Source organism: Methylotuvimicrobium sp. KM2, assembly GCF_038051925.1.
In the GTDB taxonomy this organism is placed as follows: domain Bacteria; phylum Pseudomonadota; class Gammaproteobacteria; order Methylococcales; family Methylomonadaceae; genus Methylotuvimicrobium.
Window position 1 is genome coordinate 4503422 of the sequence record NZ_CP150634.1, and the last position, 14969, is coordinate 4518390.

The following is a 14969-nucleotide window of genomic DNA, read 5'->3' on the forward strand; positions in this document are numbered from 1 at the left end:
AGCGGTCGCCGCTGAAATTCAGGCTTCGCTTAGTCGGAACGTTTTTCCCAACTCCAATTCCGGCGCGGCGTGCAGAAGGTCAGCCGAGTCTGCGGCTCGGTCAAAAAGCGAATAAAGGCCGGCAATTGTACCGGTTGTTCGCCGTCATTTCCGGTTGATGCTGAAGAAAACATTGTCAGCGCTTGTCCCGCGCCGCCTTTTGCAATCAACAATGCCAACGCGCAGCTAGTATCCGAAAACAAGCAATAAGGGGAAGACGGATAAAAGGCTGGCAACGGTTCGTCGTAAAACACCAGCAACACCTGTTCCGCGCCTTCGTGAAGCAAACCTAATCCTTCAATAAATGCCGGCGCCATGCCTTCCTCGCCGGGGGCGAGCACGGTACATTGCAGCTTGTTTTTCCAGGCCATCGAAAATAAACCGGCAATGGCATTGTGAACCGACAGGCTAAACCCGGTCGGTGAAATTTCTTCGCCGGCCTCGAGCATTTCCATCATCGCCAAGGATTTGGTCAATTCGCCGTGAGCGGAACTGAATACCGCAGGCACCACAACGTCTTCGTCAAGACATTGATCAACGGCACAGAATACGGTCTTGGCCAGCGGTGTCAAGCGCCTTTTCAGCATCGGCGGAACGTTGGCAAGCCATTGGGCGGGATTGGCCGGTTGGAGAGGCAAAGGCGGCCAAACCGACCATTTGGCTAAGATAAAATCCGATTGCATTCGAGCTGTCTTTAGAGTCACTCGATATTTTGAATTTGTTCGCGCATTTGTTCAATCAAGACTTTCAAATCTATCGCAATGCCGGTCATGTCCTTGTCGGCGGACTTAGAGCCCAAGGTATTGGCTTCGCGGTTCATTTCCTGCATTAGAAAATCCAGCCTGCGGCCGACCGGCTCTTGGTCTTTTAGGGTTCGTAACACCTCGGTGACATGGGTTTCGAGACGATCTAACTCTTCTTCGACATCCAGTTTTTGGGTCAAAAAAACCAATTCCTGTTCCAGTCGGTCGAAATCGGGTTCAATCACTAAATCGTGAATTCGAAGTTTCAGTTTTTCCCGCAGATGTGTCAATACTTCGGGCATTCTGCTGCGCGCTGCAACGACTAATTCGCGCATCTTTTGACAACGTTCATCGATAAGGCTTGCTAATTGCTCGCCTTCCCGATTTCTGACCTCGAGCATTTGATCGAGAGTTCGGTCGACTAAATCAAAAATGCCTTGGCCAAGAACTGCGTTATCTGTGCCGATTTCCTGTTGAATACCCGGGTAAGTCAAAATGTCGAGAGCCGAAAAAGTTCGATGCTCGGGCATTAGCGATTCGATAGTGCGGGCTGCGTTTAAAAGAGCTTCAACAGCCTGTAGATCGACGTTAAAGTTTTGCGGAAGCTTTTTATAATTTAATGCGCATTCGACTTTACCGCGTTTGATTTTTGCGGCAATGGCGCTACGTATCGGCGCTTCGGCAAAGCGGAGACGCTCGGGTAGTTTGACAGTGATGTCGCAATAACGATGATTAACCGAACGTAGTTCGCAAAGAACGGTTAAATTTTCGATAACTGCCTCATCTCCGGCAAATGCCGTCATACTTCTGATCATTTTTCACCTATAATTGTCGTGTTTTTACACGAATTAACCCAATGATGCGACTCAGTGGCTGAATACTACGATCCGGATAACTATCCTAAGCAATGGAATTATCTTCAATCCGGCACCATTATAGACGACTATATGATCGAGCGGGAATTGGCGCGCGGCGGATTTAGTTCCGTTTACTTGGCCCGCAGGCGACTGGATCAGGTTCAAGTCGCGATCAAGGAGTATCTACCTAGAAAACTAGCCCATAGAACTTGGAACAATCAAGTCGTGGCTAACAGCGAGGAAACCAAAGCGTTGTTCAAGCGAGGTAGGGCGCTATTTTTCGAAGAAGCGATGGTATTGGCGAAGTTAAAACACCCGAATATTGTTGAAGTCATCAATTTTTTTCAAGAAAATTCGACAGTGTATATGGTGATGACTTACGACTACGGGCTTACGTTGGAAAAAATCCTGCAAAAAAGATTGCTGGAAATAAGCGAGGAGTTTTTAGTACAAGTATTCGTTGCACTATTAGATGGCGTTGGGTTTATTCATCAACATAATCTCGTTCATCTGGACATCAAGCCGGCCAATATTTTAATTCGCCCCGGAAACGATCCTGTATTGCTCGATTTCGGCGCGATTCAAACTTTTCCTAATCCGGCTCGACACAAACAAAGCAAAGTACTGACCAACGGGTTTTCTCCGGTCGAACAATATTTGAGCAATAAACCGCTAGGGCCTTGGACCGATCTTTATGCGATCGGCGCGAGCATGCGGGCCTGCCTCGACTATAAATCGCCGCCTCAAGCAACCGAGCGCGCTCAGAATGACTCGCTGATCCCTGCGGTGAAGGCTCACAAAAAAAAATATTCACAAAAACTGTTGGCGGCTATCGATTGGGCGATGGCGGTTAAGCCGTCCGATCGCCCGCAATCTGTGGCCGATTATCTAAAAGAGTTGACTGCTAATTGAATGCTCAAAAGCCCTCTTTAAATGAAAGCTTTCGGTTATACTATCGCGTTATTTAATCATGAGTGACACTATGAGACCAAGCGGACGCAACCCCGAGCAATTGAGAGAAATTAAATTTACCTGCGGGTACACCAAGCATGCGGAAGGTTCTGTGCTGGTAGAATTTGGCGACACGCGTGTGTTATGCACGGCCAGTGTCGAAACTAACGTGCCGCGATTTCTCAAAGGTAAGGGCGAAGGCTGGATTACCGCCGAATACGGGATGTTGCCGAGATCGACACACGACCGAATGGGGCGTGAAGCGAGTCGCGGCAAACAAGGCGGACGTACTCAGGAAATTCAACGCTTGATCGGTCGCTCGCTGAGAGCCGCGGTCGATATGAAGGCGCTGGGTGAAAATACCATTACGATCGATTGCGATGTGCTACAAGCCGATGGCGGAACGCGAACGGCATCGATTACCGGCGGTTTCGTTGCCTTGTCATTGGCGGTGCAGAAAATGCTCGCTAAAAAGCAAATCAAGAAAAACCCGCTGCACGGACAAGTCGCATCGGTATCGGTCGGTATTTTCAAAGGCGTTCCGGTTTTGGACTTGGATTATGCCGAAGACAGCAATGCCGAGACCGACATGAATGTCGTCATGAATGACGCTTCGGCATTCATTGAAGTACAAGGTACTGCCGAAGGCCACGCGTTCCGTAAGGACGAGCTTGATGCGATGCTGAGCTTGGCCGAGCATGGCATCAAACAATTGTTGGAAAAACAAGCCGAAGCTCTGGAAAACTTTTAAATGTTATCGAATCCTTCCCAGCCGGTCGTTCTGGCCAGCGGTAATCCCGGTAAGATCCGGGAAATTCAGGCGATTTTGGCCGGCCATCCGATTGTGCCGCAGTCGCAATTTCAAATCGAGGAAGCCGATGAAACCGGCAAGACCTTCGTCGAAAACGCGCTCTTGAAAGCCCGTAATGCGGCATTTCATTCGGGACTGCCTGCAATCGCCGACGATTCCGGGTTGGCGGTGGATTATTTGCACGGCGCTCCGGGAGTGATCTCTGCGCGTTATGCGGGTTCGAATGCCAGCGATCAAGATAATGTCGATAAGTTGTTGAAGGAATTGGCCGGCGTGCCGTTCGAACAGCGAACCGCGCGCTTCATCTGCGTGATCGTGTTCATCGAGCATGCCGAAGATCCTTGTCCCGTCATCGCGCAAGGGATTTGGGAAGGCCGTATCTTGGATGAACCGGTCGGAGACAAGGGTTTCGGTTACGATCCTGTATTTTGGGTGCCCGAGTATGAATGCGCTTCGGCGCAGTTGGCGCCTGAAGTCAAAAATGCGATCAGTCATAGGGGCAAGGCGTTAAGCATTTTGGCATCGGCTCTTTAACCTAAAAAAGCATTTCACCATGAAGATAATGAGGAATATGAAGTTAGTTCAATAACTTGGCATACGTTTGTATAGAGTTTTCGCTCACCAAAAAGGTTAGCAAGAATGTTTGGGTAATTTATTGAAATCCTTCATGAACTTCATGTGTTTCATGGTTAAACTGCCGAATTTAGCACCCTATACCTGGCGCTTAATAGCATATGAAGCCTAGCGCTATCCGCCAGCATCGACGACGACAACCTGCGCGAATCCTCCGCCGGGTGTACGGAAATTGGTCGTTTGGCCTTGATACAGTCTTGCGCTGACTAACTGCACTTGACCGTTGTAAACATAATTACGCAAGTCCAATTTAAACCCCATCACAGCGTCATCGACTTCCAAGTGCCTTTCGCTTGGCGCTACCCATCGTTGCGCGACATAATCGCCTTGCAAGATTTCCCCAAATACTCGCCGAGTGAGTTTATCGCCGCGATAAGCCGCCTTACTGCCGTAGCCTTTGGCCGGTTTGAAAAATAAACGCTTCCGGTCGGCCCAAAGTTTTTCCGCTTCCTGCTCTCGCACAACGACGGTTTGTGCGATTCCGGATAATAAAATCTCGCGAGTGGCGGCATCCACGCCGATTTCTTTTAAAACCGCAGTGTCGGTCAGCACGGCCAAATTGCGCTTGTCGGCATACAATGCGTGATTTCTGGGATAAGGCGTCACGACCACGACATTGCCTAAATAGGCATTGCGCAATGCTTGCGAGGCTATATCTTCCAAACCGAAATCAGTCAGACGGTTATAAACGAGGTCGATGTGAAGCTCTCGATATAACAGCTTGCCGTTGCTGAAGGCCAACTCCGACGGATCGCAAATTACCGCTTCGATACCGTGCCGCTCGAAGAGCTTTTCGAATAGTAAAAACTCCGGATACATATATTGCTCAGCCGGTTTTGCATCGACGATGGCGACTGTGCGCAGTGCTTGCTCGCCCCGCTCCTGCCGCCATTCTTCGAGGAACATATCGATGAAAACTTGCTCGAGCGATTGTTTTAATTCCATCCCGGGCAATTGACCCGGACGCCTGTCGCCTGCCTGCTCGCAACAAGCGATTTGGGCGCGCGCCAGGATCGCATTGACCAAGGCGCCGCCGGCATTCGTATTGACTTCGATTAATTGCGGTCCGCTGGGCCCGATATGAAAATCATAACCTAAAAAAACGCCCCGGACTTTCGGCGTAAAAAGGGCGGTTTCAGGCGCATAAGCCAATACCCGCTGTTGATAAGCCGGTAAATCGATGACTTTTTCCAGTGCCGCGATAATTTCCCATTGCCGCCGTAAGCAGGATTCATCGACGAATACGGCCGATTCTGCGAATAAATAAGGACGCTCTTCGGTGAGCATGCGGAATAGATTGAGATCGTTAAGAGCCAGCAATTCATCGCGCAAAGCATGGCGGTCGAGCGACACGCAGCGGCATTCGCTATTTAATAATTCGACTTTTTTGGCGCATGCCGGATCGTTACAAGAAGTCATGAATGCGTTTTGAGACTAATACAGGGAAAATAGGAAAGGAGATTAGTTTAACTCAGAAATATCGGAACGTCAGGAACAAAGCATTTCTACCTGTCGTAGATCGAAATTCGGCGCCTGGGTGTCCGCTAAAGGACGCCGTGAACCCAGCACCTAAATCCAGCACCTAAATTCCATAGGCCTTTGGCAATGATTTAAAATCATGGCTTATTTAGGTGCTGGGTGAATACGTCCATGTAGGCTCTATGCCAGCTCCATGCTGGCAAAGCCTTTGCGAGCGCCATGGATGGCGTGAATGTCGATTTTGCAGGAGCAAAAATCGACCTAGCACCCCGGCGCCTCCTTAGGCAATGCCGAAATTTCAAGTGCGAAAGGTATATAATGAGTTTTGATCAAGCCAACGCATTAGGAGATGTTACGATGAAAATACCTACCCTATTTACCTCGTTGTTTTTATTGGCACTGAATACTTCCTCGGCATTTGCGGCCGATCTCGACCGTGCGCAAATCGAACAATTGCTAAGCACGGCCACAAAAGAGAAACCGGCCGATTTGCGCCGGAAGGACTTACGCGGTGTCGACTTATCAGGCTTGGATTTTCGCCATGCCGATTTATGGGGCGCCGATTTGAGAAAGGCCGACTTTAGCAAGAGTAATTTGTCCGGTTTGGTATTGGATTTGACCGTGATGACCGGCATCAATTTATCCGGCGCCGATCTTTCGAATAGCAGCGTGTTCGGCGTCAGTTTAGTCAAAGCCAATTTGAGCAAGGCTAATCTAAGAGGCAGTCGCTTCATTGCCGTGATGGACGGTGCTAATTTAAAGGGAGCCGATTTGAGAGACGCCAATTGGGGCGCGGATATGAAAAATCAGCCGATGGGTTTGATGCGCGCAAATTTAAAAGGCGCCGATTTAACCGGAGCCAATTTGGCTGGGGCTAATTTGAGTCGGGCCATGTTGCGTTTGGCCAAATTGAACGGCGCCAATCTGCAAAACGCTAATTTAATGGTCGCCGACATGGCTGGTGCAGACCTCTCCGGTGCCGATTTATCGGGCGCCGATCTTTCCCAAGCCAAACTGCTGGATGCCGATTTTTCACAAGCCAACCTTGCCGGCACGAAATTTCATGGCATAAAAGATAAGGCCGAGCTCAAGGGTTTGGGAAATAGTAAAAACTTAGATCAGGCGATTTTCGATTAAGTCGTTCGCTCGAGTATTTTAATGCATTTTATATCGCGTAGGTCGGGTTAGCGGAGCGTAACCCGACAGGGAACCCAGCGACCTGTCGGGTTACGGCTGTCGCCTAACCCGACCTACGCGCTCTGCGCGATAATAATTTACCCGTTCCAAAATAATAATATTTAATCGATCCAAGGCGAAAACGCATGAAATTTAAAGGCAGTCCCGTATTCACGCATCAACAAAACGATAAAATCGGTGTTTTGATTACCAATCTCGGTACGCCGAAAGCACCAACCGCGAAGGAATTGCGCGTTTATCTTAAGGAGTTCTTGTCCGACCCGCGTGTCGTCGAGGTTCCTCGATTCATCTGGTGGTTCGTCTTGAATTTCATCATTCTGCGAATTCGCCCCCGGCGTTCGGCAAAATCCTACAAATCGGTATGGACCGAAAAAGGATCGCCGTTGATGTTTCATACCCGGCATCAAGCCGAAGCCTTGCAAAAAAATCTACAGGCGGATTGGGGCGACGATCTGGTGCTCGATTTCGCGATGCGCTACGGTACTCCGTCGATCGCATCGGTATTGGATAGACTATTGCAACAAGGCGTCCGAAAATTATTGGTGCTACCGCTATACCCGCAATATTCGGCGTCGACGACCGCCTCGACTTTCGATGCCTTGGCGGATCAATTTAAAAAGCGCCGCTGGCTGCCGGAATTGCGCTTCATCACTCACTATCATGATTTCGACCCGTTCATTCAAGCAGCTGCCGAGCATATCCGGCATCATTGGCATGCGCATGGCCGTGCCGATAAATTGATTTTTTCTTATCACGGCATTCCGCTGCGCTACCTACATAACGGCGATCCATATCACTGCGAGTGCTACAAAACGTCTCGATTGATCGCCGAAGCGCTAAAGCTAGCTCCAGACGAATACATGACGACGTTTCAGTCTCGTTTCGGTCGGGAGGAATGGCTTAAGCCTTATACCGACGAGACGCTGAAAGCCTTGCCAGGACAAGGCTACAAGTCGGTACAAATATTTTGCCCGGGATTTGCCGCCGATTGTCTCGAAACGATCGAAGAAATCGGCGTCGAAAACCGTGCTTATTTTTTAAGCAGCGGCGGCGACCGTTATGAATACATCGATGCGCTCAACGCCGCCCCCGGACATATCGACGCGCTAGGTCAATTGATTCGGCAAAACCTGCAAGGCTGGGAAGTCGAAAACGATACAGGGAAGCGCGACCGTTTGGCGAAAGCGTTGGGGGCGAAGGTTTAGAGAGGTGGTAAGCAGTGAACAGTGCAATGATGAGACAATTCAACAACTTGTCAAGCCCTAATTTCCTCTTTCCTCTTTCCTCTTTCCTCTTTCCTCTTTCCTCTTTCCTCTTTCCTCTTTCCTCTTTCTGCTTACCGCTCACCGCTAAAAAGTTCCTCAACAAAAAATTTCGGGAGTTTTTCCTATAGGTAAAAGAAACATCGCTCACTAAAATGGCTTCTCTTAAAAAAGTGGCTTATGAGTGGTAACGCAATGTCTTTAATTTCTATAATAAAAATCGAATCTAATCAGAATACGATGGGTAGCGGGCAGGGCCAAGTAGCACCTTTCCGCATGAGTTTAATGACGGTCGCAGTGTTGGCCGCCGTGAATGCTAATGCCGCTAAAGTGGATGACCGACCACCGGCCGTAAAATTACCTCCTCTGGAAATCATCGGTGAGGAACCTTCGCAATTAGCGCATATTCCTGGCTCCGGTTTTGTCATCGATAAAACGACACTCGACCGGCAAGGCCCATTGTCGACGAAAGATGCCATGCGCACCATTCCGGGTATTCACATCGTTGACGAAGACGTGTTGGGACGGCGGTTTAATTTAGGCATACGAGGGTTGGATCCAAGGCGATCGGTTCGCACGCAATTATTGGAAGATGGCGCGCCGATACAATTGGCGCCTTACAGCGACCCGAGCAATCACTACATTCCAACAAATAAACGTATCGACCGTATCGAAGTTTTGAAGGGTTCCGGGCAAATCATGTACGGACCGCAAACCGTTGGCGGCGCAGTCAATTTTGTCAGTGCGCCTATTCCGGAGGAATTCGGCGGGTCGATTTCGGCGGCCGGCGGCAATAACGGCTATTACGATACCCATTTAAGATTGGGCGGTACGCTCGAAAATGTCGGCTTGTCCTTGGATTATATTCGGCAAGAATCGGACGGCAATCGTAGCGGCCAGCATCAAGAAGTGGACGATTTGGCACTCAAAGCCTTAATTAAAATCGATGACCGTCAACGCCTCATGCTAAAAGGGATATTGACCCATGAAGATGCGGATATGGGTGAGGCCGGCATAACCAGCGAAATGTACCGCCGCAGTCAACGAACCAACTACTTACGTAACGATAGCTTCGAGGTGCGTCGTTATGCAGGGCAAGCGCTCTATGAATTCGATATTTCCGATACGATGCAGTTCAGTACCAATATCTACGGCAACCATATGTTCCGGGAGTCGATTCGGCAGGCTAACGATTCCTCGCAAATGAATAACTGTGCTAATCGACGCGAACCGATTTCCACCGATGTAGCCCCAACATGCGGGAATGAACAGCGGCCCAGGACCTACAATGTGTTTGGCATAGAACCCAAGCTGGTGTTCATGCATGACGCATTCGGCGTACAGAGCGAAACCACGCTGGGTATACGCGGGCATTTTGAATGGGCCGACCGCGAACGCTATGTCGGTAATGCCGGGCCGAGAGATACCACTCAAGGCAGGGGAGACAACAATCACGGACGGAATCGCTACCAAGACAATTCATTAGAAACCCAAGCCTTATCGTTTTTCGCTCAAAACCGCTTTTTTCTCGGCGACTTTACCGTGACGCCGGGAGTTCGCGTCGAGCATTATCATCAAGACAATATCAACAATATTGACAAAGCCACGGAAAACCTAGTCCGAACGGAAGCATTACCGGGCGTCGGCGTGACCTATAACGGCATAGATAACACTACGCTATTCGCCGGCGTTCATAGAGGTTTTGCGCCAGGCAGAATCGGTGATTTTGTCGACCCGACGAAAAACATCTTAAGCCAAGTAGAACCCGAATTAAGTCTGAATTACGAAGCCGGTGTTCGAACCTCACCCACGCCGGGCGTCAATCTTGAAATGACTTATTTCAGAATCGATTTTGAAAACCAAATTGTGGAAGACATAACGGTCCCCGATACTCGGTTTATCAACGTCGGCGAAACAGTACACCAAGGGGTGGAAACCGGTTTTCGTTTGGACTCCAATCAACTATTCGGTACCGATTATAATTATTATTTAACAACGTCTTACACCTATCTCGATGCTTATTTCGCTAGCACCGAAACCAGAGCCGGAATCGTTAAAGATAATCGATTACCGTATACCCCGGAGCATTTAATCAACGCCAATGTCGGTGTCGAAACGCCTTGGGGCCTGGATATTCGTTTTGGCATTCAAAGTGTCAGTCAGCAATATGTCGACATTGAAAATACCCGAGAAGAGGATGCGAGTGGACAAGAAGGCATTATTCCCGGCTATACGGTTTTCAATGTCTCGGCTAATTATCAAGTCGTCAAAAACGTCAATGTGTTTATGAACGGTTATAATCTGAGCGACAAAAAATACATAGCCAGCCGTGTCGACGGTATCCATCCGGGGCAGGGTTTCCAAATGATGGGCGGTGTTAAATGGACTTTCTGATAATGATTCTTTAAAGTTGCGGCAGCTAAGATTGGCTGTGTAAGATAAAGACGGTCGAAAAGATCGCCTAACTAATGCCGAAAACATGCCTCGTTCTCACCGCTCTAGCGTGAGAATGTATACCGATCTTACCTAAGCAGCCAAGGTATGGGTTCTCACGGAGGACCGTGGGAACCAGAAATAGGAAATACTTTCATATTTTTGTTCCCTTCAACCGATGTCCCCCGGGCTCGAAAGGGCTTGTCGGCATCGGCAATGAATGCCCTTATTAACTTTTCACTGAGGCTTATCATCATGAATCATAAATATAAAACTCTTTTTTTGAGCTCCTTACTGGGTTTATTCGGCACGGTCGCTGTAGCTCAAGACAATACGGCCTTCGACGCCTGTCGCAAAGCGGTCGGCGAAGTGACGCAAGACTCGATTGTCAAAATGAAGTTGAAAAACAAAAAAGGCGTCGAATATTACAAGATCAAAGCAAAATCCGCTGACGGCGCTAAATGGGAATTTAAATGCGATAAAACCGGCAATATTTTCGAAAAAGAACAAGAATTACCGAGCGCCGATCATCCGGCTTTTGCAGCTTTAAAAAAGATCGACGAAGCACAGGCCCGAAAAATAGCGCTTGAAGCCTATCCGGGGACGATCAGCGAAGTGGAATATGAAATCAACACCGACGGCTTTGCGGTCTATGAATTTGAAATAAAAATGGCGGATGGACGCGAAATGGAGGTCGAAGTCGACGCCGGAACCGGTAAAATCATCAAGGCCGAGGAAGATTGACTTATATAGATAGCTCCAGGGCGCCAAGCAATGAATGAAAAGCAATATCGCGCTGGGGCGCGGAGAAATGATATAGTGTTCGCACATCAAATTTCGGTTTTTTAAAACCCTCACCCCAGCCCGCTCCCACTGTGGGCGAGGGAGTCGAATGCCGAAATTTCATGTGCGATAGGTATAACAAACGTTCGCAATGCAGCTTTCAATGAGTGACAACCACTATAAAGCGAAAACATTCCGCAGCAGCGTAGCCCGGATGAAGCGCAGCGCAATCCGGGAAGTTAGAATCCACGCCATTCCCGTATTTCGCTAGGCTGTATATGGACTACGTGCTTTAACACCAAATGCGGCACCCTAAGTTGGAGCTTGAGAAAGATCGGACATCAAACGGGCATTGCAAACGAGACGCTCGCGCTCCTGCTTTCTTTTATCTTTCCGCCCCTGCGCGATCAATTAGTATCAACGTGTTTTTTCAGTAAATAAGACAACAACGGCGGCGTCATCAGTGTAGTGATGATCACCATTAACACGATTACCGAAAAGACTTCGGCAGGTAAGATGCCGGCGGTGTGACCGGCCATAGCAAATACCAAGCCGACCTCGCCGCGCGGCACCATGCCAATGCCAACGACCATTTTTTTTGCGGCGCCTGCCCCCAAGCCCGCAACCAGTTTACCGCCGACCGCGACTACGGTCAAAATCAAAGCCGTCAATAATGTTTGGCTATCGAACAACGTATCGAGTTTTACGCTCATGCCGGTCAACACGAAGAAAATCGGCGTGAAAAAGTGATATAGCGGATTCATCAAATCCTCGACATGCTTTTCGGCATGCATGTCGACAACTTTCATGACATTGTCTCTAATTTCACCAGTTTCGTGTTGCACGCAAGCTTTTAAATCGGTGACGATTTCAGGATCATGGAAAAATCGAAAATGCACTTGATCAAGCACTAAGCCGGCAGCAAATGCACCGATAATCGGCGAAAGTCCGGCAACGTGGGCGAAATAAGCGAAACATAAGCAAAAAGTCACTGCCAAGCCGAATTTCATGCCGACGCCGGAACTGATTTTTGACAGCGCATGCCCGATCGGTGCCGCTGTATAGTGACCGAGAATCACAGCACCGAATAAAAACAGGAAGGACTCGCCGAAAATGCCGGCAATTTCGCCCGAGCTGATGCTGCCGACCGTACCGATCGCCATGACGATCGAAAACGCGATCAAGGCCAAGACATCGTCGAATACCGCCGCACCCAAAATAATTTTGGCTTCCTGAGAGTCGAGCAGCTTCATGTCTCGAAAAATACTCGCTGCGATAGCCACCGACGTTGCCGTCAGAGCGCCGCCGATCATCAAATAAACATGACGTTCAAGCCCCGGCATCAGCAAAGGGCCCGCGACGAAGGCGCCCAAAACAAACGGAACGACAACACCGATCAACGCTACCAGCAAAGCGCGGGGACCGACTTTCATCATCTCGCTGATATTGGATTCCAAGCCGATTTGAAACAAGAGAATGACCACACCTAGCTCGGCGAAAAATAAGATATGTTGATCGAGCTTTACCGCTTCGAAAAAATCGATGCCGATGAGCCCCAAATTACCGAGCACAAGACCTAAAAGCAATTCACCCAAAATTGCCGGCTGACCGACTTTTTCAATTAGGCTGCAGGTTTTTGCGCCTATTAGTAAGATAGCAATGAATAAAAAACTGCGGGCATCGATTGGGTCGCTGCCGTCGATCGACGGCGATGCGCCAAAAGCCGGGCCAGCAACCAGTACAAAAACGGTAAAAAGCCAAAACCATTGTCGATTCATTCGCGCATCTCCTAATTTAGGTGATTTTATTTTTAAACCTTATGCCCATAACGCTTAATAGAGTCAAATAATTGAATAGAATAGTTGTATTGCTTTTTGATTAACGTTTTAACCTAAATTCGGCAGCTTAACCATGTAACACATGAATTTAATGAATTCTTTCAACGGCTTGTCCTAAATTTTTGAATAACCTTTTAGGGAAGCGGAAGTGATTTGCATAGGTAGAACAAGCCATTGAATTAACTTCTTATTCTTCATGATCTTCATGGTGAAATGCTTTTTCTAGGTTTAACCAAGTGATGTGCGCGAGTGGCGTGCGCTAAAAAACCGATAATGTGACCGTGCGAAGTACAAATTATTTTAAGTTGTCGTTTAGATTACGATTTTAAGACGAGGGCGAATATTGACCTTTGTTAACTTGAAAGCTCATAGTAAGTTCAGTCTGCTATGCTAATGCCCATCGATTTGGGATTAACTCGTTTTTGATCGAAAAACCTTCTAAGAATAAAAGGTGTGAGTATGTCCATCTATCGAAGATCGCCCCATTGGCGACATTATTGCCAGGCCCCCTCCGCGCGTTCTAAAGTTGTAAGTTTTTGATTATTGAGAGAATGGTGGCTTATGTTGAGTCAGTTCAGACACGGAGCGGCACTGAATATCGATTACGTAACAGTATGTTCGACGATTAACGTCGCTGTTTTATTGGGAGCTTGATTTACAATGTTTACTTGACAAACTGAAGAGATACCTCAGGATTTATTCTTTTTTATCGCCAGCTGTTGGCAGAATCAGCAATAAGAACTCATAACAATCAGTAATTACTGCTAAAATGACGCCGTTTTATTTAATGATTAACTAAATAAGAAGACTATGCGCCTTAAATTACTTGCCTCCGGGCCTCATGCTTTTACAACAGTAGGCTTGTTATGTACAGTCCTGTTGAGCGGCTGCGCCGCGACTCCCGCTAACCCAGACGATCCGTGGGAGGGCTGGAATCGTAGCGTACATTCCTTTAATGAAGATCTCGATCATTACATCATGAAGCCAATCGCCAAGGGCTATGATTACGTGACTCCTGAGCCGGTCAGTCAAGGGATCACTAATTTCTTTAGCAATATCGACGATATTGGCGTAATTCTCAACGATATCTTCCAATTGAAATTGGCTCAGGCCGGGAAAGATACCGGTCGTTTTTTTCTTAATTCAACCTTAGGCTTGGGAGGCTTTTTCGACGTAGCAAGCGAAGTCGATTTGCCCAAGAATATTGAAGATTTTGATCAGACTCTTGGCTATTGGGGGGTTCCAACCGGCCCATATTTGGTGTTGCCGCTCATCGGCCCCGGTTCTCCGCGAGGCGTAGTCGGTCTGGTTGGAGACGCTCTCATGGACCCTTTAACTTATACGATGTTTGCCGGAGCAGCGGTTAGCGCAGCAAGTACTGCCGCCAATGCGGTAGAGGGTGTTGATAAGCGTGCTGGTTTGTTGTCATCGGAGAAGATTTTAGATGAAGCCGCGGTCGATCGTTACGAATTCATCAAGACCGCTTATTTCCAGCGTCGTGAATATTTGATTAATGACGGAGTCATGTCGCCGGACGTTCATGATGATTTGTTCGATGATCTGGATGGCTACTTTGACGATGAAGACACGAGTCATCACTTGCAATTGGATAGTCCCGCCGATCAATAATAATAGCGCGACAGTCGGATAAAAGTCACTTGCTACTCCCTTTTGATTGAAAACCGTCTAAGAATAAAAAGGCATGGGATATGTCTATCGGGGACCGCCGTAAACCCAGCACCTAAATTATCCTAGGTAGTTAGTCATAGCCAATGAACTATGGAATTTAGGTGCTGGGTAAACCCATCCATGGGAGCTTGGCGGCAGCTCCCTGCTGCCGACATCCTCGCTAGCCACACCCCATACCTTCATAAAGTTAACCATTTTTTGAGTATAAAGGGAGTAGAACAATCCTGCGGCTTTGAGATTCTGCCGTTTTAACA

12 protein-coding genes are annotated in these 14969 nt (G+C 48.2%); 8 read left to right on the plus strand and 4 right to left on the minus strand.

What is annotated here, in order from left to right; all coding sequences use genetic code 11:
* Nucleotides 1–29 precede the first annotated feature (29 nt).
* Entirely contained in the window at nucleotides 30–722 is a 693-nt protein-coding gene (locus WJM45_RS18980; protein WP_341326585.1) for a beta-ketoacyl synthase chain length factor, read from the minus strand.
* Between the two features lie 17 nt (nucleotides 723–739).
* A complete protein-coding gene (locus WJM45_RS18985) occupies nucleotides 740–1597 on the minus strand; it encodes a YicC/YloC family endoribonuclease (protein WP_341326586.1) in 858 nt (285 codons plus the stop codon).
* 54 nt (nucleotides 1598–1651) lie between these two features.
* Here WJM45_RS18985 and WJM45_RS18990 point away from each other — a divergent pair, with 54 nt between their 5' ends.
* The 3 genes from WJM45_RS18990 to rdgB all read left to right on the plus strand — a co-directional run bounded on the left by WJM45_RS18990 (nucleotide 1652) and on the right by rdgB (nucleotide 3935).
* A complete protein-coding gene (locus tag WJM45_RS18990; RefSeq protein WP_341326587.1) occupies nucleotides 1652–2551 on the plus strand; it encodes a serine/threonine-protein kinase in 900 nt (299 codons plus the stop codon).
* A gap of 70 nt (nucleotides 2552–2621) precedes the next feature.
* Nucleotides 2622–3341 carry a ribonuclease PH gene (gene rph, locus WJM45_RS18995; RefSeq protein WP_341326588.1) on the plus strand — a complete coding sequence of 240 codons (720 nt, stop codon included), beginning with the start codon at nucleotides 2622–2624 and terminating at the stop codon, nucleotides 3339–3341.
* Nucleotides 3342–3935 (plus strand): RdgB/HAM1 family non-canonical purine NTP pyrophosphatase, encoded by a 594-nt coding sequence (gene rdgB, locus WJM45_RS19000; RefSeq protein ID WP_341326589.1) that lies wholly within the window; start codon nucleotides 3342–3344, stop codon nucleotides 3933–3935.
* A gap of 213 nt (nucleotides 3936–4148) precedes the next feature.
* Here rdgB and WJM45_RS19005 read toward each other — a convergent pair whose 3' ends face one another.
* Complete coding sequence (locus WJM45_RS19005; RefSeq protein WP_341326590.1) at nucleotides 4149–5453, minus strand: hypothetical protein; 1305 nt, start codon at nucleotides 5451–5453, stop codon at nucleotides 4149–4151.
* 417 nt (nucleotides 5454–5870) lie between these two features.
* On the opposite strand from WJM45_RS19005, the gene WJM45_RS19010 reads away from it, so the two are divergent.
* The 4 genes from WJM45_RS19010 (at nucleotide 5871) to WJM45_RS19025 (ending at nucleotide 11149) form a co-directional block, all read left to right on the plus strand.
* Nucleotides 5871–6650, plus strand: a complete 780-nt coding sequence (locus tag WJM45_RS19010) for a pentapeptide repeat-containing protein (RefSeq protein ID WP_341326591.1) — start codon at nucleotides 5871–5873, stop codon at nucleotides 6648–6650.
* A gap of 185 nt (nucleotides 6651–6835) precedes the next feature.
* On the plus strand, nucleotides 6836–7915 hold the full coding sequence (hemH, locus tag WJM45_RS19015) for a ferrochelatase (protein ID WP_341326592.1): 1080 nt from the start codon (nucleotides 6836–6838) through the stop codon (nucleotides 7913–7915).
* A gap of 252 nt (nucleotides 7916–8167) precedes the next feature.
* On the plus strand, nucleotides 8168–10366 hold the full coding sequence (locus WJM45_RS19020) for a TonB-dependent siderophore receptor (protein ID WP_341326593.1): 2199 nt from the start codon (nucleotides 8168–8170) through the stop codon (nucleotides 10364–10366).
* Between the two features lie 294 nt (nucleotides 10367–10660).
* Nucleotides 10661–11149, plus strand: coding sequence for a PepSY domain-containing protein (locus tag WJM45_RS19025; RefSeq protein ID WP_341326594.1), 489 nt, complete (start codon nucleotides 10661–10663; stop codon nucleotides 11147–11149).
* Nucleotides 11150–11595: 446 nt separating this feature from the next.
* On the opposite strand, the gene WJM45_RS19030 is transcribed toward WJM45_RS19025, so the two are convergent.
* Nucleotides 11596–12966 (minus strand): cation:proton antiporter, encoded by a 1371-nt coding sequence (locus tag WJM45_RS19030; protein ID WP_341326595.1) that lies wholly within the window; start codon nucleotides 12964–12966, stop codon nucleotides 11596–11598.
* An 870-nt stretch (nucleotides 12967–13836) separates the two neighbouring features.
* On the opposite strand from WJM45_RS19030, the gene WJM45_RS19035 reads away from it, so the two are divergent.
* Nucleotides 13837–14655, plus strand: a complete 819-nt coding sequence (locus WJM45_RS19035) for a VacJ family lipoprotein (protein ID WP_341326596.1) — start codon at nucleotides 13837–13839, stop codon at nucleotides 14653–14655.
* The last annotated feature ends 314 nt before the right edge of the window (nucleotides 14656–14969 follow it).

Excerpts from the sequence above, each read along its gene's own strand:
- WJM45_RS18980 (WP_341326585.1), bottom strand. The coding sequence starts at position 722 with ATGCAATCGGATTTTATCTTAGCCAAATGGTCGGTTTGGCCGCCTTTG.
- WJM45_RS18985 (WP_341326586.1), bottom strand. The coding sequence starts at position 1,597 with ATGATCAGAAGTATGACGGCATTTGCCGGAGATGAGGCAGTTATCGAA.
- rph (WP_341326588.1), top strand. The coding sequence starts at position 2,622 with ATGAGACCAAGCGGACGCAACCCCGAGCAATTGAGAGAAATTAAATTT.
- rdgB (WP_341326589.1), top strand. The coding sequence starts at position 3,342 with ATGTTATCGAATCCTTCCCAGCCGGTCGTTCTGGCCAGCGGTAATCCC.
- WJM45_RS19005 (WP_341326590.1), bottom strand. The coding sequence starts at position 5,453 with ATGACTTCTTGTAACGATCCGGCATGCGCCAAAAAAGTCGAATTATTA.
- WJM45_RS19010 (WP_341326591.1), top strand. The coding sequence starts at position 5,871 with ATGAAAATACCTACCCTATTTACCTCGTTGTTTTTATTGGCACTGAAT.
- hemH (WP_341326592.1), top strand. The coding sequence starts at position 6,836 with ATGAAATTTAAAGGCAGTCCCGTATTCACGCATCAACAAAACGATAAA.
- WJM45_RS19020 (WP_341326593.1), top strand. The coding sequence starts at position 8,168 with ATGTCTTTAATTTCTATAATAAAAATCGAATCTAATCAGAATACGATG.
- WJM45_RS19025 (WP_341326594.1), top strand. The coding sequence starts at position 10,661 with ATGAATCATAAATATAAAACTCTTTTTTTGAGCTCCTTACTGGGTTTA.
- WJM45_RS19030 (WP_341326595.1), bottom strand. The coding sequence starts at position 12,966 with ATGAATCGACAATGGTTTTGGCTTTTTACCGTTTTTGTACTGGTTGCT.
- WJM45_RS19035 (WP_341326596.1), top strand. The coding sequence starts at position 13,837 with ATGCGCCTTAAATTACTTGCCTCCGGGCCTCATGCTTTTACAACAGTA.